The organism is Arthrobacter sp. P1_D4, assembly GCF_056406115.1.
On the sequence record NZ_JBFUAU010000002.1, the window covers coordinates 626,999 to 649,600 of the forward strand.

The window sequence follows — 22,602 nt, forward strand, 5'->3', positions numbered from 1 at the left end:
ACAAATGGAACAAGTGGATACCGGGTCCTCACGCACGCCCCTCTTCAGCGGCGGACTCGACGCCCGCACCCGGGCCGCGTCCGTTGAGGTTGACGGGGCCCGGATCGCGTACTGGGTCTACGAACCCGCCGAGGTCACCACCGAAACGCGCACCATCCTGGTGGTGCACGGGTTCCGCGGCGACCACCACGGCCTGCTCCGGGTAGCCGACCAGCTGACGGACATGCGCCTGATCATGCCGGACCTGCCGGGCTTCGGCAGCTCGGCCGCCTTCGCGGGAACCGGGCACAGCGTTGCCGGCTACAGCCAGTTCCTTGGCGGTTTCATGGCTGCTCTGGGACTGGGCGCGGACACGGTCCTGCTGGGGCATTCGTTCGGTTCGATCATCGCCAGCCATTTCGTGGCGGCCAACCCGGGTGCCGTGGCCGAGCTGATCCTGGTCAATCCCATCGCGGCGCCCGCCCTCGAAGGGCCCAAGGGCCTGATGACGAAGCTTGCGGTGCTCTACTACGAGGCCGCCGCATGCCTTCCCCAGCGGCTCGGGCTGGCTCTGCTGCGCAGCCAGGCGATCGTGCGGGTGATGAGCGTGACCATGGCCAAGACCGGGGACAAGGACATCCGCCGGTTCGTGCACGCCCAGCACAGTGCCTATTTTTCCTCCTTCGCGGACCGGGAGAGCCTGCTTCAGGCCTTCAAGGCCTCGGTGGGCAGCAACGTCACCGAGGTGGCCGGCGACCTGACGCTGCCGGTGCTGCTGATCGCGGGAGAGAAGGACGAGATCGCCATGCTGGCGGACCAGTACAAACTCGCGGCGCGGCTGCCGGACGGGAAGCTGGAGGTCATTCCCGGCGTCGGGCACCTGATCCACTACGAAACCCCCGAGCCCGCTGCCCGCTACATCCGACGCTTCCTAAAGGACCACGCCGCGTGAAAATTCTTATTGATGCCCGCTTCACCCGGTTGGACCACCACGACGGCATCAGCCGCTACGGCGCCAGCCTGATCGCGGCGGCCGCCAGGATCGCCGACGTCTCGATGCTGATCAGCGACACCCGCCAGCTCGCGCTCCTGCCCGACGTTCCGTACACCCTGATCAACAGCCCGCTCTCCCCGGCCGAACTCTTCGTGGCGGCCAAGGTCAACAAGCTGGGCGCCGACGTGGTGGTATGCCCCATGCAGACCATGGGCAGCTGGGGCCGGAAGTACGCCCTTGTGCTGACCCTGCACGACCTCATCTACTACGAGCACCCCACCCCTCCCGGATTCCTGCCGGCCCCCGTCAGGGTCCTGTGGCGCCTGTACCACAAGGCCTTCTGGCCCCAGCGGCTCCTGCTGAACCGGGCGGACATCGTGGCGACGATCAGCTCCACCACGGCGGCCCTGATGGCGAAGTACCGGCTCACCCGGCGTCCGGTCAGGATTGTCGGCAACGCCCCCCAGCACGGCCACACCCCGCGCGATCCCGGGGCGGGGGCCGACAAGACGCTGCTCTACATGGGTTCATTCATGCCCTACAAGAACGTGGAGACCATGGTCCGCGGCATGGCGGAACTCCCCGACATGACCCTGCATCTGCTCAGCCGCATCACGCCCGAGCGGCGGGCCGAACTCGAGGCCCTGGCTCCGGAGGGCGCAAGCATCGTTTTCCACAACGGGGTGACCGACGCCGAGTATGAGGCCCTTTTGGCACGCACCACCGCCCTGGTCAGCCTGTCCCGGGCCGAGGGCTACGGACTGCCGCTCGTCGAGGCCATGTCCCACGGCACGCCGGTGATTGCCAGCGACATCCCGATCTTCCGGGAGGTTGGTGACGACGCCGTCAGCTACGTGCATCCGGACTCCCCGGCGGAGTTTGCCGAGGCGGTGCGCACGCTCGAGGACCCCGCCCTGTGGAAGGCACGGTCCCGCCGTTCAGTGGAGCGGGCCGCAGACTTCAGCTGGGATGAGTCGGCGCGGCGGCTCGTGGCCGTCGCCGAAGAGGCCGTCGCGCTCCGGAACCGGCCCCGCGACCGGAAATAGCCGGAACGGCTGTAAGTGGCCGTCGCGGAGATCCACTCCGCGCCCCACCCGCAGCGAGGCCGGGATGACGCCGGTGTTGCGGGCCCCGACCACCCATTTGCCGCAGAGGGCCGCAATACGGACCCTCATTCTGGCCGTCTGTGGCGAATGGCCGCCGGCAGGCGCGCCCGTTGTACAGAGGGACCGCCGTGCCGGTGGGGCCACGTGAGCCGCGGGGACGCAATGGAATGTCCTACAGGACGTCGACGCCGTCCAGGCGCAGTTGCACCGGGTCGTCGCTGCGCTTGGCTGCGGCCGCCGCCTTGACGGCCCGCATGACGGCCGTGGCAGCCGCGGCCTGGGCGTAGGGGATGAACAGCAGGGTCCGGACCTCCTCGCCGGAGTCCCGGGGCACAGCATCTCGGGGCACAGCATCCCGCGGCGGCGTGCGGCCTGCCCCCGCGGCCGCCGGCAGAATGACGGGCGCGGGCCCGGCGGTCCGGAGGACGGTTCCCTGCGCCGCCAGCCGCTGCTGAATGGCATCCGTGAAATGGCCGACGGCGGTCCTGCCGCCGGTGACGGAGGCGACCCGCACGGCGGGCGGCAGCTGCAGCTCCTGCCGCAGTGCCAGTTCCCGGCTGGCGTATCCGGCGGGATCCCAGCGCAGCAGGGCGCCAACCCCGGCGGCGTCGTCGGCCGTGATGACTACCAGGCCGCCCTCGGAAGCGGGCCGCACCAGGGCCGCGGCGTTGAACCAGCGGCGGACCGCGTCCTCCCCCGCCCTCAGGTTTTCCCGGCGCAGCAGCGAGTCGCCGTCGAGCAGCAGGGCTGCGGCGTACCCGCCGAAGGCCACCGGTTCGGCACCGACGGTGGCCACCACGAGAGCCGCGGTCCCCGCAACAGTGGCCTTGATCTGGTCCCCGGAGGAGGTGACGACCGGTTTCCCCGGAAACGCACGGCCCAGCTCCTCCGCGGTGCGGAGGGCTCCCGTGGCGCCGCGCCTTAGCCTGGCGCCGTTGCACGTGCCGCAGCGCCAGGCCGGGGCAGGGGCCGAGCACCAGCGGCATTGCGGCACGGCGCTGCTCCCGGCCGGGCCGGCGATCGCCAGGGGGCCGCTGCAGGCGGTGCAGCGGGCCGGTTCACGACAGGTGTCGCACACCAGCGAGGGGGCGTAGCCGGCGCGGGCCACCTGGACCAGGACCGGACCCCGTTCCAGGCCCTCCTTGGCGGCCCGCCAGGCCGCACCGGGGAGCCTGGCGATCCGGGCGAGCGGGTCATGCTCGAGTTCGTAGCTGTCGGCTGTGTTCAGGACCCGCGGGACCGTCCGCCGCACGACGGCCCGGTCAGCTTCCACGGCCTGGGCCCAGCCGGAGGCGACCAGCCGCTCCGTTTCGGTGCTGCGCGAATGGGCCGCGAGCAGGCACGCGGCCCCTTCCTGGCCGGCCCGGAGCAGGAGGACTTCGCGGGTGTGCGCGTACGGGGAGCGCTGCTCGATGTGGAGGTCGTCGCCGTCGTCCCAGCAGATGACGAGCCCGAGGTTCGGCACCGGTGCGTAGGCCGCGGACCGCGTGCCCACGGCGACCCCGGCGGCGCCGCTGAGCACGCGCAGGAAGCTGCGGTAGCGCGGCGTCTGGCCGTCGTCCGCGGTGAGCCGGGCGACGTCGCCGGCGGGAAGCAGTTCCAGCAGGGCAGATTCCACGCGGTCAAGGTCCCGGTAGTCGGGCACCACCACGACGGCGCCGCGGCCGGAGATCCGTACCGCGGCCACCGCTTCGGCGATCATCCGCGGCCAGCCGGCGGGCCCGTACCCCTGCAGGGCGGTCAGCACGGCCCGGGGCGACTCCCCCGCGGCGAGGTGGGCGAGGAATGCCGCACCGTTGCGGTACCGGGTCCAGACGCTGCCGGCAGCCGGCGACGGAAGCGACACGTAGGTCGCCAGACCGAACGTTTCGGTGCCGAACAGCGCGGGATCGAGCCGGCCGTCCGGGGCGAATTCCTTTTCCAGCTTGGCCATGCGCGGCGGCACGGCAACGCGCAGGACATCGCTGACCGTTCCGGCGTAGCGCGAGGCGATCCGGCCGGCGAGCTCGGCTACAGCGGGGGTCAGGACCGGGACAGCGGAGAGCACCTTGTGCAGCGGCACCAGGGGGTGGCCGGCGTCGGATCCGGCGGTGCGCTCCAGCAGGTATCCGGCCAGTTCCTGCCCGTTGAATTTGACCTTGACCCGGACTCCGGGCATGGCGTCGGCGTCGAGGGCGGCGGGGACGCTGTAGTCGAAAGGCCTGTCCAGGTGGGGCAGCGAGGACTCGATCAGCACCCGCGCCACCGGCAGGTGGGCCGCAAGGGCAGGCCCGGACGCTTCCGCGGCGGAGGCGGGAAAACCCTGGAGCAGGGACAGCTGCTGGGGTTCACCGGGCGCGCCGCCGGCAGGATTGGGACTCACGGCTCGCACCTCCCCTCCGGATTGTTTCGACAACGACCTTCTGACCGGGTACTCAAATTCAGGCCCTAAAAGCAGTGCACTCAAAAAGCGTGTAGCCAGGCCACCGGGAGGCGGCCTGGCTACAGCAGATCACGAGGCACTGACAAAACGCCCCAGAACGCCGGTGCGGTCCCGGGCCTTAGGCGTTAAAGAACGCCTTCAGCTCGTCCACCCGGTCCAGGCGTTCCCACGTGAAGTCCGGGTCTTCGCGGCCGAAGTGTCCGTGGGCGGCGGTCTTGGCGTAGATCGGGCGCTTGAGGTCGAGGGCGTCGATGATGGCCCGCGGGCGCAGGTCGAAGATCTCGGCGATCGCGGCGCTGATGCGGGCCGGGTCCACGGTTTCGGTTCCGAACGTCTCAACGTAGGTTCCCACCGGGCGGGCCTGGCCGATCGCGTAGGCGATCTGGATTTCGGCACGCTTGGCGAGGCCGGCGGCCACCACGTTCTTGGCGACCCAGCGCATTGCGTAGGCGGCCGAGCGGTCCACCTTCGACGGGTCCTTGCCGGAGAACGCGCCGCCGCCGTGGCGGGCCATGCCGCCGTAGGTGTCGACGATGATCTTGCGGCCGGTGAGGCCGGCGTCCCCCACCGGGCCGCCAATCACAAAGGCGCCTGCGGGGTTGAGGATGTTGCGGGTCCGTGAGGTGTCCAGGTTGGACAGTGCCATGACCGGTCCCACCACGAGCTCGGCGAGGTCGGCCCGGAGCTGGTCCAGGCTGGTGCCTTCGGCGTGCTGGCTGGAGATGACGACGGTTTCGACCGAGACCGGGCGGTCGCCGTCGTAGCCTACGGTGACCTGGGTCTTGCCGTCCGGGCGCAGGTAGGCGAGTTCGCCGTTCTTGCGGACCTCGGTCAGGCGCTCGGAGAGACGGTGCGCGAGCCAGATCGGCACGGGCATGTAGGACGGCGTTTCGTCGCTGGCGTAGCCGAACATGAGTCCCTGGTCGCCGGCGCCCTGGAGGTCGTAGTCGTCCTCCTGGCGGCCCTCACGCGCTTCGAGGGAGTTGAACACGCCGCCGGCGATGTCGTTGGACTGCTGGCCGATGGATACCGAGACGCCGCACCGGGCGCCGTCGAAGCCGTTGGCCGAAGAATCGTACCCGATGCCCAGGATGGTCTCCCGGACAATCTGGGGGATCTCGACGTAGGCGTCTGTGGTGACCTCGCCCGCGACGTGGACCAGCCCGGTGGTGGCCAGCGTCTCCACGGCTACCCGGGACTCGGGGTCTTTGTCGAGCAGGGCGTCGAGGATCGCATCGCTGATCTGGTCACAGATCTTATCGGGGTGGCCCTCCGTCACGGACTCGGACGTGAAGAGCCGGAGCGCGGCGGGCGTGGACCCGTGGAAGGCGGGGATGTGCAGCGGTAAAGTCACTCAACTACCTTACTGGTTGGATAACGGACGTCCGGCGGCGTGTGTCCCCGTGCTAAGGAGATGTTGGTTACGCCGGGCTACGCCGGCGGTACAGCCCGGCTCAGCTCGGCGCTGATCCGGTCGATCACGGCAGCCGCGACGTCGGATTTGGAACCCGACGCCTCTTGGGGTTCGGAGCCGTCACGGGAAAGGATGACTACTGTGTTCGTGTCCTCGCCAAAGACCAAGTCCCGGCCCACCTGGTTGACGACCAGCAGGTCGCAGGCTTTCCGGTGCAGCTTGGCCCGGGCATAGTCCAGGACATCACCGTCGGCATCGCCCGTCTCGGCGGCGAAGCCGACGATCAGCTGATTCCGGGACGCGGCGTCGCGGACCTCGACGAGTTCGCGCAGGATGTCGGGGTTGCGCACCAGGTTGATCACGGGATCGGCGACGTCGTCGCGTTTCTTGATCTTGGTCCCGGCGACGTCCGCCGGCCGGAAGTCCGCGACCGCGGCAGCCATGATGACGACGTCGGAGTCGGCGGCCGCGTGCAGCGCCGCCTCCCGCAGTTCCAGGGCAGTTTCGACCGGGACGAGTTCGACGCCGGCGGGCGCCGGGACTTCCATGTGGGCGGCCAGCAGGCGGACGCGGGCGCCGGCTGCGCGGGCGGCCGCGGCCAGGGCCACGCCCTGCTTGCCGGAGGAGCGGTTGCCGAGGAACCGTACGGGGTCCAGCGGTTCCCGGGTGCCGCCGGCACTGATGGTCACCGTCAGTCCGGCCAACGGCGTCACCGCCGGCTGCGCCGCTGCCGGCGCGGCGGCCAGGTCAGTGGTCGCGTCCGCGTCAACGGCCGGCCTCGCCTCAAAAGCGGCAGCCGTGCCGGCGCCGGCGAGGGCCATGGCGGCGGTGAAGATCGCCTCGGGCTCGGGCAGGCGGCCGGGCCCGGAGTCGGCGCCGGTCAGCCGCCCGCTCGCGGGTTCCAGCACCGTGACGCCGCGGCTGCGCAGGGTTTCGACGTTGGCTTCGGTGGCGGGGTGTTGCCACATTTCGGTGTGCATGGCCGGGGCCATGAGCACAGGGCAGTCGCCGGCCATCAGCAGGGTATTGGTGAGGAGGTCATCGGCCTGGCCGCTGGCCGCACGGGCCAGGAGATCGGCCGTGGCCGGGGCAACGACGATCAGTTCGGCCTCGTGGCCGAGCCGGACATGGTTGACCGTGTGGACGGCGTCGAACACGCTGTTGCTCACCGGGTGCCCGGACAGGGCCTCCCACGTGGCGACGCCGACGAAGCGGGTGGCCGCCTCGGTGGGGATGACCGTGACGTCATGCCCGGCTTCAGTAAAAAGCCGGAGGAGCGATGCCACCTTGTAGGCGGCAATCCCTCCCCCGACTCCGAGGACTATGCGCACATGATCTCCGTCAACAGGCAGTCTGTTTACTTGGCTCTTCCCGCGGGGGGGGAATTACTCTGCGGTTTCGATCGGCGTGGAGACGAGCTTGCCTTCGTTGATCTCGCGCAGGGCGATCGACAGGGACTTCTCGTTCAGCTTGGTGTCGACCAGCGGGCCAACGTACTCAAACAGGCCCTCATGCAGCTGGGCGTAGTACGCGTTGATCTGGCGTGCGCGCTTGGCACCAAAAATCACCAGTCCGTACTTCGAGTCGGCGGCCTTCAGCAGCTCGTCGATCGGCGGGTTGATGATGCCTTCAAGGTTCGTGGACACGAATTCTCCAAATTCTAACGGGCCGGTACGTCCCGGCGCCTAGCGCGGGTTCGGGGTCAGCCCCATGAGTGAAACAAGCTCGTCCGCTGCCCGACGAACGTCATCATTGATGACGGTGTGGTCGAACTCCGGTTCAGCGGCAAGTTCTAGTTTAGCGGTTTCCAGCCTCTGCTGCTGTTCTTCGGCGCTTTCCGTGCCGCGGCCGACCAGCCGGCGGACCATTTCGTCCCAGCTCGGGGGCGCCAGGAACACAAACTGGGCATCCGGGACGGCCTGCTTGACCTGCCGGGCGCCCTGCAGATCGATCTCCAGCAGCACCGAGCGGCCCTCGGCAATGGCGGCGTCAACCGTGCTCCGCAGCGTGCCGTAGCGGTTCCGGCCATGGACGACGGCCCACTCGAGCAGTTCGCCGTTTTCGACCAGGGAATCGAATTCCTCGGCCGATTTGAAGAAGTAGTGGATCCCGTCCTGCTCCCCCGGCCGCGGCGGACGCGTAGTGGCCGACACGGAGAGCCAGACGCCGGGGTAGTTGTCCCGGATGTAGGTGGACACGGTGCCTTTGCCAACAGCCGTCGGGCCGGCGAGGACTGTCAGTCCCGGTTTCTTGCTCACATATTCCTTTGGGCGGTGGTGGGCAGCTCGGCGGACCGGGCTACTTGTCGTCAATAAAATCTACCAGCGCCCGGCGCTGGTGGATTCCCAGGCCGCGGACCCGTCGGGATTGTGCGATGCCGAGCTGGTCCATGATGGCCGCCGCCCGGACCCGGCCGATCCCGGGCAGGGCCTCGAGCAGCTCCACGATTCTCATGCGGGCAATGGCGTCGTCGGATTCGCCTGCACTGATGACATTGGCGATGGTCAGCTCGCCCGTCTTGAGCCGCTCCTTTGCCTCGGCCCTGGTGGCTCTTGCGGCAGCGGCCTTGCGAAGGGCGTCGGAACGCTCCTGAGGAGTGAGTGGTCTCAAACTCACGGAAGGCCTCCCTGCATGGCGGGACGGGGCACTCATGCCCTTGCCCCGAACCTACCGTCAGGCGGCGGCAGAAATCAATGGAAATCTGCGCGCCGGCCAGTTCGGGAACGGGAAAAGCGCAATCCCGAACGGGACAGCCCCCGGCCCGGGTCCGGCAGCKCSGGCCCSGGSCCGGCGAGGCGGCTGCCGCTAAGCCGCGAGGAGTTCGTCGAGGGTGCGCCGCGCGGCATCCCGGAGGGACTGCAGCTGCGGTCCGGCGCCGAGGATGTCCCGGCTCGAGGTGCCCAGGACCTGGGGATAGGCCGCACCGAACGTGCGGCGCAGGTCCGCGGCGGTGGCGCCCTGAGCGCCCAGCCCCGGGGCCAGGATGGGCCCGCGGACCGCCGCCAGATCGATATCGAGTGCGGAGAGGGCCGAGCCCACTGTCGCACCGACCACCAGGCCCACGGAACCGAGCGAACCGTCATAGCGCTGGTTCTCCACCGCGGCCGCTTCGGTGATCCGCCGTGCGACGGAATCCGCCCCGCCGACGTGCTGGACCGAGGCGCCCTCCGGGTTCGAGGTCAGCGCGAGGACGAACACCCCGCGCCCGGTCCCGGCCGCCAGGTCCAGGGCGGGCCGGAGCGACTCAAAGCCCAGGTACGGGCTCAACGTCACCGAATCCGCGGCCAGGGCCGAGCCGTCCCGCAGCCAGGCATCCGCGTAGGCGGCCATGGTGGAGCCGATGTCGCCGCGTTTGGCGTCCGCGATGGTCAGCACGGACGCTTCCGCCGCCGCGGCCAGGGTGCGTTCGAGCACGGCGATTCCAGCCGATCCGTGGCGCTCGTACAGGGCCACCTGCGGTTTCACCGCGGCAGCGAGGGAGCCCACTGCCTCCAGCACGGTCAGCGAGAAGCGTTCCAGCCCGGCGGCGTCGTCAGTGAGCCCCCAGCGCTGCAGCAGCGCCGGGTGCGGGTCGATGCCGACGCACAGCGGGCCGCGGTCCGCCATGGCCCGCCCCAGCCGGGAGCCGAAGGTTTCCCGGCCGGCCGCCGGGGCGGTGGATGCCTCAGGCATCCTGGAGCGCCTTCAGGTTCGCGGCGTGTTCCTGCAGGCTCGTGACCGACCATTCGTAGGTGCGCAGCGCCTCGATGGCCTGGACGGCGGCGTTGAACTCGGCCACGGTGGTGATGCACGGGATCCCGATCGAGGTCGCGGCGGCACGGAGTTCGTAGCCGTCGCTGCGGGCCTCGCCGCCGGAGGGGGTGTTGAAGACCATGTCGATCTCGCCGGCGATGATGAGGTCGGCGATGGTGCCTTCGCCTTCGGCGCTGGAGCCTTCGGCGACCTTCCGGACCGGGGTGGCCTGGATCCCGTTGCGGCGGAGCACGTCGGCCGTGCCGCCGGTGGAGACGATCTCGAAGCCGAGGTCCGAGAGCCGCTTGACGCCCATGATGACCGAGCGCTTGTCCCGGTTGGCCACCGAGACGAAGATCTTGCCCTCGGTGGGCAGGGCGTTGTTCGCGGCCGCCTGGCTCTTGGCGAAGGCCGTGTCGAAGTGCTTGTCGATGCCCATGACCTCGCCCGTGGAGCGCATTTCCGGGCCGAGCAGGGAGTCGACCACTTTGCCCTCCGGGGTGCGGAAGCGGCTGAACGGCAGCACGGCTTCCTTGACCGAGACCGGCGCGTCCAGCGGCAGGGTGGAGCCGTCGCCGCTCTCCGGCAGCATCTTGTAGGCGCTGCGGAGCTGGTTGATGGTGACGCCGGTGCCGATCAGGGCCGCGGCTTTCGCCATCTGGACACCCGTGGCCTTGGAGACGAACGGGACGGTGCGGGACGCGCGCGGGTTGGCTTCGAGGACGTAGAGCACGTCGGAGGCCAGGGCGAACTGGATGTTGATCAGGCCGCGGACGCCCACGCCCTCGGCGATCGCCAGGGTGGCGGTCCGCACCCGTTCCAGCACGTTGCCGCCCAGGGTGATGGGCGGCAGGACGCAGGCCGAGTCGCCGGAGTGGATGCCGGCCTCCTCGATGTGTTCCATGATGCCGCCGAGGTACATCTCCGTGCCGTCGTAGAGGGCATCGACGTCGATCTCGACGGCGTCCTCGAGGAAGCGGTCGATCAGCACCGGGTGGTCGGGGGTGATCTCGGTGGCGTTGGCGATGTAGCGGGAGAGGTTGGGCTCGTCGTAGACGATCTCCATGCCACGTCCGCCGAGGACGTAGGAGGGCCGGACCAGGACCGGGTAGCCGATCTCGTCGGCGATCTTCTTGGCGTCCTCGAAGGACACGGCGGTGCCGTTCTTCGGCGAGACGAGCCCGGCCTTGTCGAGGACGCGTGAGAAGGCGCCGCGGTGTTCGGCGAGGTCGATTGCCTCCGGCGAGGTGCCGAGGATCGGCACGCCGGCGTCTGCGAGCTGCTGGGCGAGCTTGAGCGGGGTCTGGCCGCCGAGCTGGACGAAGACGCCCATGACGCCGCCGGTGCGCTCCTCGGCCGCGATGACCTCAAGGACGTCCTCCAGGGTGAGCGGTTCGAAGTAGAGCCGGGTGGAGACGTCGTAGTCGGTGGAGACGGTCTCCGGGTTGCAGTTGACCATCACGGTCTCGTAGCCGGCCTTGCGCAGCGCCATCGAGGCGTGCACGCAGGAGTAGTCGAACTCGATACCCTGGCCGATCCGGTTGGGGCCGGACCCGAGGATGATGATGGACGGCTTGGCGTGCAGCGCAACCTCGTCCTCCTCGTCATAGGAGGAGTAGTGGTACGGGGTATAGGCGGCGAACTCGGCCGCGCAGGTGTCCACGGTCTTGTAGACGGGACGGATGCCCAGGGCCTGCCGGACCCCGCGGACGACGTCCTCGGAGTTGTGGGTCAGCGCACCGATCTGTTCGTCGGAGAAGCCGTGGCGCTTGGCGCGGGTCAGCATCTCCGGCGTCAGCGCCGCGGCCTGGCGGATTTCGAGCGAGATCTCGTTCAGCAGCTGGAGCTGGTCCAGGTACCAGGGGTCGATCTTGGTCGCCTCGAAGAGCTGTTCCGCGGTGGCGCCGCCGAGCAAGGCCCGCTGCACCTGGTGCAGGCGCTCGGTGGTGGGACGCTTGGCCTTCTCGATCAGCTCCGCGACTTCCCATTCCGGGACGTGGCTGAAGTCCAGCTGGGAGCCCTTCTGCTCCAGGGAGCGCAAGGCCTTCTGCAGCGCCTCGGTGAAGTTCCGGCCCATGGCCATGGCCTCGCCCACCGACTTCATGGTGGTGGTCAGGGTGGGGTCCGCCGCCGGGAACTTCTCGAACGCGAAGCGCGGGACCTTCACCACCACGTAGTCCAGGGTCGGTTCGAAGGACGCCGGGGTCTTCTGGGTGATGTCGTTCGGGATCTCGTCCAGGGTGTAGCCAAGGGACAGCTTCGTGGCGATCTTGGCGATCGCGAAGCCGGTGGCCTTGGACGCGAGGGCGGAGGAACGGGAGACGCGGGGGTTCATTTCGATCACGACGACGCGGCCGGTGTCCGGCTCGACGGCAAACTGGATGTTGCAGCCGCCGGTGTCGACGCCGACCTCGCGGATGACCGCGATGGAGATGTCGCGCAGCCGCTGGTATTCGCGGTCCGTCAGGGTCAGGGCCGGGGCGACAGTGATCGAGTCGCCCGTGTGCACGCCGACCGGGTCGAAGTTCTCGATGGAGCAGACCACCACGACGTTGTCGTTCTTGTCCCGCATCATCTCGAGCTCGTACTCCTTCCAGCCGAGGATGCTCTCTTCGAGCAGCACCTCGGACGTGGGGCTGTACTGCAGGCCCTGGCCGACAATCCGGCGCAGGTCCCCCTCGTCGTAGGCCAGCCCGGAGCCCAGGCCGCCCATGGTGAAGGAGGGCCGGACGACCATCGGGTAACCGAGGTCACCGGCCGCGGCGAGTGCCTCGTCCATGGTGTGGATGATGTGGCTGCGGGCCGACTCGGCGCCGCAGCGCTCGACGACGCCCTTGAACTTCTCGCGGTCCTCGCCCAGCTCAATCGCGGCAATGTTGGCGCCGATCAGCTCGACGTTGTACTTCTCCAGGACGCCGTTCTTGTCCAGCGCGATGGCCGTGTTGAGGGCCGTCTGGCCGCCGAGGGTCGGCAGGAGCGCGTCGGGGCGCTCCTTGGCGATGATTTTCTCCACCACTTCGGGGGTGATCGGCTCGATGTAGGTCGCGTCCGCGAACTCGGGGTCCGTCATGATCGTGGCCGGGTTGGAGTTGACGAGGATGACCCGCAGGCCTTCCTCCTTGAGGACGCGCAGAGCCTGGGTGCCGGAGTAATCGAATTCGGCCGCCTGGCCGATCACGATCGGGCCGGACCCGATGACCATGACGCTCTTGAGGTCAGTTCTCTTGGGCATTACTTCGTGTCCTCAGTCTTGGAATCGGTGGCAGTCTTTGTGCCGGTCTCTGTCTTTGAAGAAGCGTCCGCCATCAGTTCGATGAAGCGGTCGAAGAGGTAGGCGGCGTCGTGCGGGCCGGCGGCCGCTTCGGGGTGGTACTGCACGGAGAAGGCCGGAATGTCTAGGCAGGACAGTCCTTCGACGACGTCGTCGTTGAGGCTCACGTGGCTGACCTCGACGCGGCCGAAGCGTTCCTCGGGGGCCTGGGTGGCGCCGTTGAGCGGGGCGTCGACGGCGAAGCCGTGGTTCTGCGAAGTAATTTCGACCTTGCCGGTGCGGCGGTCCATCACGGGCTGGTTCAGGCCGCGGTGGCCGTAGCGGAGCTTGTAGGTGCCGAACCCGAGGGCCCGGCCGAGGATCTGGTTGCCGAAGCAGATACCGAAGTACGGGATCTTCTCATCGAGCACGGAGCGCAGCAGCGCCACCTGGTTGTCCGCGGTGGCGGGGTCGCCGGGGCCGTTGGACATGAAGAAGCCGTCCGGGTTGACGGCCTGGACGTCGGCGAGGGTTGCCGTGGCGGGCAGCACGTGCACCCGCACCCCGCGCTCGGCGAACCGGACGGGGGTCATGCGCTTGATGCCCAAGTCGATAGCGGCAATGCTGAACCGCGGCTCGCCGTCCCAGCCGAAGTCCTTGGGCTCCACCGTGTAGGCGGCGTCCACGCTGACTTCCTCGGCGAGCCGTGAGCCTTCCATCGGCGCGCTGGCCAGGACGGCGTCGATGAGTTCCTTGTCCGTGGCGCGGGCGGCGTCGCCGGAGAAGATGCCGGCGCGCATGGTCTTGTGTTCGCGCAGGTGGCGGGTGATGGCGCGGGTGTCGACGCCCTGGATGCCGACGATCCCCTGCTCGACGAGCTCGTCGTCGAGGGGGCGTTCGGAACGCCAGTTGGAGGGCCGGCGCGCGGCGTCGCGGACGATGTAGCCGGCCACCCAGATGCGGCGGGACTCGGCGTCGTCGGTGTTGACGCCGGTGTTGCCAATGTGCGGCGCGGTCTGGACCACGAGCTGGCGTGCGTAGGAGGGGTCGGTGATGGTCTCCTGGTAGCCGGTCATGCCGGTCGCGAAGACTGCTTCGCCGAGGGCCGTTCCGGTGGCGCCGTAGCTGGTGCCGCGGAAAATCCGGCCGTCCTCGAGCACGAGGACCGCGGGGGTGGATGCTGCAGCGGCGGCCTTTGCTGGCTCTGCAGCTTCTGTCACTGATTTTTCTGACACTGCTGTTGCTGTCACTTCGTTGGGGTCCGTCACGTCGTTACTTTCCACTATCGGCTTCTGCCTGAGGGGCTGCGGAGATCAAATCTTGGAGGGTGGTGAGGAGCACGGCTTTGTCCTCGGCGCGGCGCGTCCGGTAGCCGGTGTCGAGTTCGTGGGAACCGAGCATCCAGCTGAGCACCAGCAGGCCGTCCTTTTCCACGAACTTTCCGGCCATGCCGCTTTCCTGCCGCACACCGGTCAGGCGTCCGGCCGGGATGAACACCGGGCCGGCGCCCGCGCGCTCGAACAGCACGCCTTCCGGGTGCACGGAGAGCTTGGCGTTGGTGCGGATGCCCAGATTGTGCACGGCGATCCGGTCCAGCCAGTCGCCGGCGGTGGTGGAGGCGACGTACTGGCCGTCGGCGGCGGCCAGCGGGGCGCCGAGTTCGGCGGGAACCTCGGGGAGGGGCTCGACGTCGGACTGGCGGCGCAGGCGGTTACGCCAGCCGACGGCGATGAGGGCAAGCGCGACGCCAATCAGGACGAGCGTGAAGAGCAGCGAGAGGTCCTTGACACTCACGGGCGGCGGCCCGCCGGTCCTGCGTCGAGCGCTTCGGCCGGCCACCGGTACGGGGTGTTGAGTTTTCCGTCGAGAACGGTCGGGTGGCCCTTGAAGAACGTCGCCACTACCTTCCCCGGCAGTTCCCGGCCGGCAAACGGAGAGTTACGGCCCATGGTTGCCATCTTAGAAGGGTCCACGGTCCAGCGCGCAGCCGGGTCCACGAGTATGACGTTGGCAGGCTCCCCGGCCTCGAGCGGGCGGCCCTGGTCCTGGACCCGACCAATGGCGGCCGGCGCCGTGGAGGTCACGCGGGCAAAATCCTCCCAGCCCATCAGGCCTGTTTCGATCATGGTGTGCTGGACCACGGAGAGCGCGGTTTCCAGCCCGGTCATGCCCATGGCTGCCTGCGCCCACTCGCATTCCTTGTGTTCGCTCGGGTGCGGTGCATGGTCGGTGCCGACGACGTCGATCGTGCCGTCGGCCAGGGCGGCCCGGAGGGCCTGGACATCGGCGTCCGTGCGCAGCGGCGGGTTGACCTTGTAGACGGGGTCGTAGCTGCGGGCGAGCTCATCCGTGAGCCAGAGGTGGTGCGGGGTGACCTCGGCCGTGACGTTGACGCCGCGGGACTTGGCCCAGCGGATGATCTCCACGGACCCGGCCGTGGAGACGTGGCAGACGTGCAGGCGGGACCCGACGTGCTGGGCCAGCAGCACGTCCCGGGCGATGATGCTCTCTTCGGCGACGGCCGGCCAGCCGGCCAGGCCGAGGACGGCGGAGACCTCCCCCTCGTTCATCTGGGCGCCGGCGGTGAGGCGGGGTTCCTGCGCGTGCTGGGCCACGACGCCGTCGAATGCCTTGACGTATTCGAGCGCGCGGCGCATCAGCACCGGATCGTGGACGCAGATGCCGTCGTCGGAGAACACCCGCACGTGGGCGCGGGAGTCGGCCATGGCGCCGAGCTCGGCGAGCTGCTCCCCCGCGAGGCCCACGGTGACTGCTCCCACCGGGCGGACGTCCACCCAGCCGGCGGTTCGGCCAAGGGTGAGGACTTGCTCCACGACGCCGGCGGTGTCCGCCACCGGGGTGCTGTTGGCCATGGCGTGCACGGCCGTGTAGCCGCCCAGGGCGGCGGCCCGGGTGCCGGTTTCGACGGTTTCGGCGTCTTCGCGGCCGGGTTCGCGCAGGTGGGTGTGGATGTCCACCATGCCCGGGAGCGCGACAAGGCCCGCGGCGTCAATTACTGTTGCGTCCCGCACCCCGGCGCCGTCGGCGTCCAGCTGACGGCCGCGGGCGGCGATCACGCCGTCCCGGATCAGGATGTCCCCGGCTGCTCCGCCCAGGATCGAGGCCCCCCGGATGAGGTAGGCGCCGCTGTTGTCTGCGTTCTGGTGCTGATCGGCCATCAGTGGCTCTCCTGGTGGGAATAAGTGAGGTTCGGAATGGCGGCGTGCGCCGCGGACGCGGCCGCAGAGGCAGAGGCAGGGGCAGAAACTGGTGCGACGGCGGGCTCGCGGTTTTCCCCGGACAGCAGCAGGTACAGAGCCGCCATCCGGACAGAGACGCCGTTGCGCACCTGCGCCAGCACGGTGGAGCGGGGCGAGTCGGCCGCGGCCGCGGAGATTTCCAGGCCGCGGTTCATGGGGCCGGGGTGCATGATGATGGTGTCCTTGAGCCCCAGGCTGTCGAGGGCACGGAGCCGGTTGTCGTCGAAGCCCCAGCGCCGCGAGTATTCGCGCGTGGTGGGGAAGAACGAGGCATTCATCCGTTCGCCCTGGACGCGGAGCATCATCATGGCGTCCACGCCTTGCGCGAGGGTCTCGTCGAGGTCAAAGCTGACGGCGCACGGCCATTTTTCGACGCCGATGGGGAGCAGCGTGGGCGGCGCGACGAGGGTGACCTCGGCGCCGAGGGTGCGCAGCAGCCAGACGTTGGAGCGGGCAACGCGCGAGTGCAGGACGTCACCGGCGATGGCGACGCGCATGCCTTTGAGGTCGGCGCCGGCAGACGGCGTGCCGGCGAGCTTCGACCAGTGCCGGCGCATCGTGAACGCGTCCAGCAACGCCTGGGTGGGGTGTTCGTGGGTGCCGTCGCCGGCGTTGATGACGGCGGCGTCGATCCAGTCGGTCGCGGCGAGCCGGTGCGGGGCGCCGGAGGCCCAGTGCCGGATGACCACGGCGTCGGCGCCCATCGCGGCGAGGGTCTGGGCGGTGTCCTTCAGCGACTCGCCCTTGGAGACGGACGAGCCCTTCGCGGCGAAGTTGATGACGTCGGCGGAGAGCCGCTTGGCGGCGGCTTCGAAGGAGATCCGGGTGCGGGTGGAGTCCTCGAAGAAGAGGTTGACCACGGTGCGCCCCCGCAGGGCGGGGAGCTTTTTGACCTCGCGCTCCCCCACCGCAGCCATTTCCTCGGCGGTGTCCAGGATGCGGATGGCGTTGTGCAGGCTCAGGTCTTCGGTGGAGAGCAGGTGCCTCATGCGGTGGCCTCGATGACGACTTCATTGACGGGGGCGCCGTCGGGGGCGCCGTCTGTTGCCCCGCCTCCGGCAGAATCGGTTTCCTCGAGCCGGACCCGGACCTTCTCCGATGAGGAGGTGGGCAGGTTCTTGCCGACATGGTCGGCGCGGATGGGCAGTTCCCGGTGGCCGCGGTCGATCAGCACCGCGAGGCGGACAATCCGCGGCCGGCCGAGATCGATGAGGGCGTCCAGTGCTGCCCGGATGGTGCGCCCGGAATAGAGCACGTCGTCGATCAGCACCACAACTTTGTTGTCGATGCCGGTGCGCGGCAGCTGGGTGGGGTACGGCGGCCTGGTGGGCTGGTGCGAGAGGTCGTCGCGGAACATCGTGACGTCGAGTTGACCGACGATGGCGGCGGCGTCCACGGTGGGATCCGCGGCGGCGATCTTGGCGGCGAGGCGGACGGCGAGGGGATAGCCCCGGCGCGGGATGCCCAGCAGGACGAGGTCCTGGGAGCCCTTGTTGGCCTCAAGAATTTCATGGGCGATACGAGTGAGCGCGCGGTCGATGTCAGCCTGGTTGAGGACAACCCGGGTGAGCACCACCTGCGCCGGACCCGGTGCTGAAGGCACGGAAGTCAAAGCTCGTCTCCCCTTTCCCCGCCTCACGGGACGGAATTAAAAAAGGATTATTTGCTCTTTCAAATTACCACAACGGCACCGTCGCCCCGTCGCCGCCGGAATGCGTTTAACCTCACACGGACATAGGCTCGGTTCCATGACGATGAACGGACCGCGGCCGGGGCATGAACACCCCGGCGGCCCGCGCCAGGGGCCGCTGCCCCGGCAGGCCAACCCGACGTGGCTGGGGCGTGTCCAGCCGGCGAACTACCAGCAGGCTCCTGCCAACGACGGCGGCCAGTTGCGGCCGGCGCTGCCTCCCGCCGGGCCGGCGGGAGGCAGACCGGGCTGGAAGAACGGCCGCGGTTCCGGTGTTTTTGGCCTGGTGATGGCCGGCGGATTCCTGGCGGTCCTCTGCCTCTTCCTGGTGGTGCCCTTCCTGCTGGAAAGGACCGGAATCACCGGCTTTGCCATTGGTTTCGTGGCCTCGCTGGTTCCCCTGGGGACCGTGTTGCTGACGGTGCGCTTCATCGACCGCTGGGAACCCGAGCCGAAACCCCTGCTGCTTTTCGCGTTTGCCTGGGGAGCCGTCGTCTCGATCGCGGTGACGATGCTGATCCAGCCCTATTTCTCACTGGTGGCCGGGCCTGCCTCGGGACTGGACTATACGACGTTCGCCGTGACGGTCCAGGCACCGGTGGTGGAGGAATTCGCCAAGTCCCTGGGGCTGCTGTTGCTCGTGCTCTTTGCCCCGAAACACTTCAACGGACCGGTCGACGGTGTGGTGTTCGCCTTCACCATCGCGGCGGGCTTCGCATTTACCGAGAACATCCTCTACTTCGGCCGCGCCATCGCCGAATCCAGCGACCCCGGCACGGACCTCGCGGTGGTCTTCTTTCTCCGCGGGGTCCTCTCACCCTTCGCCCACGCCATCTTCACGGGTACGACCGGTCTGGTGATGGGCTTCGCCGCCGGCCGCGGGAGCACCGGGCTGTCCGTGCTGGCGTTCTTCGCCGGCCTCGTCCCCGCGATGCTGCTGCACAGCGCCTGGAACAGCATGGGCCGGGACTTCCTGGGCCGGTATGTGATGGTGCAGGTGCCGATCTTCCTGCTGGCGGTGCTGGTGATCGTGCTGCTGCGGGTGGCTGAGCGCAGGCTCACGCGCCAGCGGCTGACCGAATACGCGGCCGCGGGCTGGTTTACCGCGGCCGAGGTGGACATGCTGTCCACTGCCGCCGGCCGCCGTTCCGCGCTGCGCTGGGCCAGGTCCACCGGGCGGGGCGTGCAGATGAAGGCGCTGCTCGATGCAGCCACCCAGCTCGCCCTCACCCGGCAACGGATTCTCAGCGGCCGGGACGTGCCGGCACACCAGCGCGATGAGCAGCACCAGCTCGCCGAGATCGCCGCGCTCCGGGCCGCCGTCGTCGGTTAGGGACCGGGGCAACCGGGGAAAAGAAAGAACCCCGGCCAGGATGTCCTGGCCGGGGTTCTTCGGGGCGCTGAGAGCTTACGCCAGCAGCGAGGGCTTGAGCTGCTGCAGCCGGCCCAGCAGGCCGTTGATGAACGACGGCGACTCGTCCGTGGAGAGCGTCTTGGCCAAGGCCACGGCCTCGCTGACCGCCACGCCGTCCGGGACGTCGTCGTTGTAGAGCAGTTCCCACGTGCCGATCCGCAGGATGATGCGGTCCACGGAGGGCATGCGCTCCAGGGTCCAGCCCTGCGAATAGGTCTCCAGGAATTCGTCGATGGCCACCTGGTGCGAGACCACGCCTTCGACGATTTCGAGGGTGTAGGGGTTGACGATCTGGTCTGTCTGCTCGCGGCGGGACTTCAGCACGTCGAACGCGGAGGCTGAGCGCTGCTCGGCCTCAAAGAGCACATCGAGGGCCCGGTTCCGGGCCTTACCGCGCGCACTCACTAGTCGTTGACCCGGCCGAGGTAGCTGCCGTCGCGGGTGTCGACCTTGACCTTGGTGTTGTTCTCGACGAACAGCGGCACCTGGATCTCGTATCCGGTTTCGAGGGTGGCGGGCTTGGTGCCGGCCGAGGAGCGGTCGCCCTGCAGGCCCGGCTCGGTGTAGGTGATTTCGAGGACGACGCTCGGGGGCAGCTCGATGTAGAGCGGGTTGCCCTCGTGGATGGCGATGTTGACCATCTGGTTCTCGAGCATGAAGTTGGTGGCGTCGCCGACGGTGGCGGCGGAAACGGTGAGCTGGTCGAAGTCCGAGGTGTCCATGAAGACGAAGTCGGCGCCGTCCTGGTACAGGTACTGGTAGTCGCGGCGGTCCACCGTGGCGGTCTCAATCTTCAGTCCGGCGTTGAAGGTCTTGTCGACCACCTTGCCGGACATCACGTTGCGCATCTTGGTGCGCACGAACGCGCCACCCTTGCCGGGCTTGACGTGCTGGAACTCGATGATGTTCCAAAGCTGGCCCTCAAGCTTAAGGACGGTTCCGTTCTTGATGTCGTTAGTGGTTGCCACAGTATCCTCTTAGTTTCTCGATGGTTCCATTCGACCGGTGCTAGCGGTCGGACGCTTATGCCGGGCCGGCATGCCAAGTGGCCGCCAACGCGTGTTTGTCAAAAATCCAAGTTCTATTCTACCGGTTCCGGCGGACAGCTGGCTGACGCGGGCTCAGGACTGCTGTTCCAGCACGTCCCGGGCGCGCTGCAGCGCCACCGTGGAGGCGTAGATGAGGGCCGCGTCGGCGGACCCGGCGACGCGCAGATCCAGTGCCTTGGCGAAGGATTCGACGGCGGCGCCAATGTTCCCGCCGGCGAAGTAGGCCCTGCCGAGGTGCTGGCGGACGGCGGCCTCCTCCAGGGTGCCCTGGGTCTCGGCGAGGAGTTGGCGGAACACCTCCACCGCCCGGTCGAACCGGTTCGAGACCCGGAGCACGTCCGCCTCGAAGATCCGCAGCCGGAGCGAGCCGGGGTCCTTGTAGCGGGCCTCGGCGAGGAGCTCGGCGGCTTCGGCCGCGTGCCCTTCGACGAGCCGGACCAGGATCAGGTCCCCGGGGTCTGTCGAGGCCGCCAGGGCCTCGGCCATGACATCGTCATTGACGATCTGGGGCATCAGGGACTGCGGGTTGATCCGGATCCCGGGAAATCCCGCGTCCGGCCACTCGCTCGTTCCGCCCTTGACCATGTGCATCAGGAGGCAATCTCCTGGTAGGCGGCAAACAGCAGGGACGTGTCCGGGACATCGAGGATGCCGGGCCGGCCGACGCCGTCGAGCACCACGAACCGCAGCAGGTCACCGCGGGATTTCTTGTCCCGGCGCATGCCGTCCAGGAGGGCCTGCCAGCGGTCGCGGCGGTAGGTGATGGGAAGCCCGAGGCTTTCCAGGATGCTGCGGTGCCTGTCGGCGTCGGCGTCGCTGAGCCGGCCGACGCTGCGGGCGAGCTCGGCGGCGAACATCATGCCCACGGAGACGGCGGCGCCGTGCCGCCAGGAGTAACGCTCGGCGAGTTCGATCGCGTGGCCCAGGGTGTGGCCGTAGTTCAGGATCTCGCGCTGGCCGGTTTCCTTCAGGTCCTCGGACACCACCCGGGCCTTGACGCTGATGGCGCGTTCGATCAGTTCGCGCAGGATGTCCGAGCGCGGATCGGAGACAGCGGACGGGTCCTTCTCGATCAGGTCCAGGATGGCCGGGTCGGCGATGAAGCCACACTTGATGACCTCGGCCATGCCGGAGATGATCTCGTTCTTCGGCAGCGTCTCCAGCGTGTCGAGGTCCGCGAGGACACCGGCCGGCGGGTGGAACGCGCCCACCAGGTTCTTGCCCTCGGCGGTGTTGATGCCGGTCTTGCCGCCGACCGAGGCATCCACCATGCCCAGCAGGCTCGTGGGCATGTGGATGACCTTCACGCCGCGCAGCCAGGTCGCGGCGACAAAGCCGGCCAGGTCGGTGACGGCGCCGCCGCCGACGGCGACGATGGCATCGGAGCGGGTGAAGTCGTTCTGCCCCAGCACCTGCCAGCAGAACGAGGCGACCTCGATGTGTTTGCCCTCTTCGGCGTCGGGGATTTCTGCGGTCAGCGCGGTGAACCCGGCGGCGGCCAGCTCTTCCCGGACGGTGTCCCCGGTCAACCGCAGCGCACGGGGGTGGATGACCAGCACGCGCTTGACGCGCTCACCCAGCAGGCCCGGCAGGCTTGCCAAGAGGCCGCGGCCCACTACGACGTCGTAGTTCTCACCCGGCGTTTGTCCGGTGACTTTGATGACGGTTGATTCGGTACTCACTATTCAACTTCCTTTGTCGACGCCGGAGTGGGCACCGCCGCGGCCTTAGCCGCGGCGCGCTCCCCCAGCGCATCTTCCAGCCGGTGAGCCAGCTCCGGAACGCTGCCGCGCCGGACATCGAGGACGAGGTCGGCGAGCCGTTCGTAGACCGGCTGCCGGGTGGCGAACAAGGTCCGCCACCGGCCCATGGCGTCGCCGGCCAGGAGCGGCCGGCCCGAATTTCTGGCGATGCGTTCCGCTACAGTCTCGGCGTCGCATTCGAGGTAAACAACGGTACAGCGGCCCAGGAGCTGCTGGGTACCGGAATCAAGGACGGCCCCGCCGCCGAGCGAAATGACGGCGGTGCCGCCCTGTGCCTCTTCGATGGCCTGGGCCACGGCCCGGGCCTCCATTTCGCGGAAGGCGTGCTCGCCGCGGCTGGCGAAGATCTCGGCGATCGTCCCGTGCTGGGCCACCACGAGGGCGTCGGTGTCCATGAAGGCGCACCCCAAGTGCTCGGCGAGCTGCTGTCCGATCGCCGATTTGCCCACGGCCATCGGTCCGATCAGGACCACCGGGCCAACGATATTTGCCGCGGGCGCCGCCGCGACGGAGGGCCCGTCGGTTTTCC

General features: G+C 68.8%; 21 protein-coding genes. 3 read left to right on the top strand and 18 right to left on the bottom strand.

Annotation, left to right across the window (positions count from 1 at the left end; all coding sequences use genetic code 11):
• Positions 1-4 precede the first annotated feature (4 nt).
• Both AC1D0A_RS03910 and AC1D0A_RS03915 read left to right on the top strand, forming a co-directional pair.
• On the top strand, positions 5-931 hold the full coding sequence (locus AC1D0A_RS03910) for an alpha/beta fold hydrolase (protein ID WP_243177384.1): 927 nt from the start codon (positions 5-7) through the stop codon (positions 929-931).
• The gene (locus AC1D0A_RS03915) at positions 928-2,019 is read left to right on the top strand and encodes a glycosyltransferase family 4 protein (RefSeq protein ID WP_243177383.1); all 1,092 of its coding nucleotides are present in this window, start codon (positions 928-930) and stop codon (positions 2,017-2,019) included. The genes AC1D0A_RS03910 and AC1D0A_RS03915 overlap by 4 nt, the downstream gene beginning before the upstream one ends.
• Before the next feature lie 232 nt (positions 2,020-2,251).
• On the opposite strand, the gene AC1D0A_RS03920 is transcribed toward AC1D0A_RS03915, so the two are convergent.
• From AC1D0A_RS03920 to pyrR, 13 genes are all read right to left on the bottom strand, one after another.
• On the bottom strand, positions 2,252-4,441 hold the full coding sequence (locus tag AC1D0A_RS03920) for a primosomal protein N' (RefSeq protein ID WP_476945223.1): 2,190 nt from the start codon (positions 4,439-4,441) through the stop codon (positions 2,252-2,254).
• A 178-nt stretch (positions 4,442-4,619) separates the two neighbouring features.
• Positions 4,620-5,855 (bottom strand): methionine adenosyltransferase, encoded by a 1,236-nt coding sequence (gene metK, locus AC1D0A_RS03925; protein ID WP_243177381.1) that lies wholly within the window; start codon positions 5,853-5,855, stop codon positions 4,620-4,622.
• 77 nt (positions 5,856-5,932) lie between these two features.
• Complete coding sequence (locus tag AC1D0A_RS03930; protein ID WP_476945224.1) at positions 5,933-7,246, bottom strand: bifunctional phosphopantothenoylcysteine decarboxylase/phosphopantothenate synthase; 1,314 nt, start codon at positions 7,244-7,246, stop codon at positions 5,933-5,935.
• 54 nt (positions 7,247-7,300) lie between these two features.
• Positions 7,301-7,561 carry a DNA-directed RNA polymerase subunit omega gene (rpoZ, locus tag AC1D0A_RS03935; protein ID WP_018773134.1) on the bottom strand — a complete coding sequence of 87 codons (261 nt, stop codon included), beginning with the start codon at positions 7,559-7,561 and terminating at the stop codon, positions 7,301-7,303.
• 39 nt (positions 7,562-7,600) lie between these two features.
• Positions 7,601-8,173: a guanylate kinase gene (gene gmk, locus AC1D0A_RS03940; RefSeq protein WP_028276459.1), complete on the bottom strand. Its 573-nt coding sequence runs from the start codon at positions 8,171-8,173 to the stop codon at positions 7,601-7,603.
• Between the two features lie 40 nt (positions 8,174-8,213).
• Positions 8,214-8,531 (bottom strand): integration host factor, actinobacterial type, encoded by a 318-nt coding sequence (gene mihF, locus AC1D0A_RS03945; protein WP_028276460.1) that lies wholly within the window; start codon positions 8,529-8,531, stop codon positions 8,214-8,216.
• A gap of 189 nt (positions 8,532-8,720) precedes the next feature.
• The gene (pyrF, locus tag AC1D0A_RS03950) at positions 8,721-9,587 is read right to left on the bottom strand and encodes an orotidine-5'-phosphate decarboxylase (protein WP_243177379.1); all 867 of its coding nucleotides are present in this window, start codon (positions 9,585-9,587) and stop codon (positions 8,721-8,723) included.
• Entirely contained in the window at positions 9,580-12,879 is a 3,300-nt protein-coding gene (gene carB, locus AC1D0A_RS03955) for a carbamoyl-phosphate synthase large subunit (RefSeq protein ID WP_243177378.1), read from the bottom strand. Before carB ends, pyrF begins: the two co-directional genes overlap by 8 nt.
• Positions 12,879-14,117, bottom strand: coding sequence for a glutamine-hydrolyzing carbamoyl-phosphate synthase small subunit (gene carA, locus AC1D0A_RS03960; RefSeq protein WP_243177377.1), 1,239 nt, complete (start codon positions 14,115-14,117; stop codon positions 12,879-12,881). Before carA ends, carB begins: the two co-directional genes overlap by 1 nt.
• Before the next feature lie 52 nt (positions 14,118-14,169).
• The gene (locus tag AC1D0A_RS03965; RefSeq protein WP_243177376.1) at positions 14,170-14,691 is read right to left on the bottom strand and encodes a PH-like domain-containing protein; all 522 of its coding nucleotides are present in this window, start codon (positions 14,689-14,691) and stop codon (positions 14,170-14,172) included.
• Positions 14,688-16,076, bottom strand: a complete 1,389-nt coding sequence (locus tag AC1D0A_RS03970; protein WP_243177375.1) for a dihydroorotase — start codon at positions 16,074-16,076, stop codon at positions 14,688-14,690. The genes AC1D0A_RS03965 and AC1D0A_RS03970 overlap by 4 nt, the downstream gene beginning before the upstream one ends.
• Positions 16,076-17,146 (bottom strand): aspartate carbamoyltransferase catalytic subunit, encoded by a 1,071-nt coding sequence (locus AC1D0A_RS03975; RefSeq protein WP_243177374.1) that lies wholly within the window; start codon positions 17,144-17,146, stop codon positions 16,076-16,078. Before AC1D0A_RS03975 ends, AC1D0A_RS03970 begins: the two co-directional genes overlap by 1 nt.
• Positions 17,143-17,769: a bifunctional pyr operon transcriptional regulator/uracil phosphoribosyltransferase PyrR gene (pyrR, locus tag AC1D0A_RS03980; protein ID WP_243177373.1), complete on the bottom strand. Its 627-nt coding sequence runs from the start codon at positions 17,767-17,769 to the stop codon at positions 17,143-17,145. Before pyrR ends, AC1D0A_RS03975 begins: the two co-directional genes overlap by 4 nt.
• Before the next feature lie 136 nt (positions 17,770-17,905).
• On the opposite strand from pyrR, the gene AC1D0A_RS03985 reads away from it, so the two are divergent.
• A complete protein-coding gene (locus AC1D0A_RS03985) occupies positions 17,906-19,180 on the top strand; it encodes a PrsW family intramembrane metalloprotease (protein WP_243177372.1) in 1,275 nt (424 codons plus the stop codon).
• A gap of 75 nt (positions 19,181-19,255) precedes the next feature.
• Here the strand turns inward: AC1D0A_RS03985 and nusB are convergent, their stop codons facing one another.
• From nusB to AC1D0A_RS04010, 5 genes are all read right to left on the bottom strand, one after another.
• Positions 19,256-19,666 carry a transcription antitermination factor NusB gene (gene nusB, locus AC1D0A_RS03990; protein ID WP_018773145.1) on the bottom strand — a complete coding sequence of 137 codons (411 nt, stop codon included), beginning with the start codon at positions 19,664-19,666 and terminating at the stop codon, positions 19,256-19,258.
• Positions 19,666-20,229 carry an elongation factor P gene (efp, locus tag AC1D0A_RS03995; RefSeq protein ID WP_018773146.1) on the bottom strand — a complete coding sequence of 188 codons (564 nt, stop codon included), beginning with the start codon at positions 20,227-20,229 and terminating at the stop codon, positions 19,666-19,668. Before efp ends, nusB begins: the two co-directional genes overlap by 1 nt.
• Positions 20,230-20,382: 153 nt before the next feature.
• Positions 20,383-20,901 (bottom strand): tetratricopeptide repeat protein, encoded by a 519-nt coding sequence (locus tag AC1D0A_RS04000; protein WP_243177371.1) that lies wholly within the window; start codon positions 20,899-20,901, stop codon positions 20,383-20,385.
• Positions 20,901-21,992 (bottom strand): 3-dehydroquinate synthase, encoded by a 1,092-nt coding sequence (gene aroB, locus AC1D0A_RS04005; protein WP_079554549.1) that lies wholly within the window; start codon positions 21,990-21,992, stop codon positions 20,901-20,903. Before aroB ends, AC1D0A_RS04000 begins: the two co-directional genes overlap by 1 nt.
• Positions 21,992-22,558, bottom strand: coding sequence for a shikimate kinase (locus AC1D0A_RS04010; protein ID WP_308197220.1), 567 nt, complete (start codon positions 22,556-22,558; stop codon positions 21,992-21,994). The genes aroB and AC1D0A_RS04010 overlap by 1 nt, the downstream gene beginning before the upstream one ends.
• Positions 22,559-22,602: the final 44 nt, after the last annotated feature.

Excerpts from the sequence above, each read along its gene's own strand:
- AC1D0A_RS03910 (WP_243177384.1), top strand. The coding sequence starts at position 5 with ATGGAACAAGTGGATACCGGGTCCTCACGCACGCCCCTCTTCAGCGGC.
- pyrF (WP_243177379.1), bottom strand. The coding sequence starts at position 9,587 with ATGCCTGAGGCATCCACCGCCCCGGCGGCCGGCCGGGAAACCTTCGGC.
- carB (WP_243177378.1), bottom strand. The coding sequence starts at position 12,879 with ATGCCCAAGAGAACTGACCTCAAGAGCGTCATGGTCATCGGGTCCGGC.
- AC1D0A_RS03970 (WP_243177375.1), bottom strand. The coding sequence starts at position 16,076 with ATGGCCGATCAGCACCAGAACGCAGACAACAGCGGCGCCTACCTCATC.
- AC1D0A_RS03975 (WP_243177374.1), bottom strand. The coding sequence starts at position 17,146 with ATGAGGCACCTGCTCTCCACCGAAGACCTGAGCCTGCACAACGCCATC.
- AC1D0A_RS03985 (WP_243177372.1), top strand. The coding sequence starts at position 17,906 with ATGACGATGAACGGACCGCGGCCGGGGCATGAACACCCCGGCGGCCCG.
- AC1D0A_RS04000 (WP_243177371.1), bottom strand. The coding sequence starts at position 20,901 with ATGCACATGGTCAAGGGCGGAACGAGCGAGTGGCCGGACGCGGGATTT.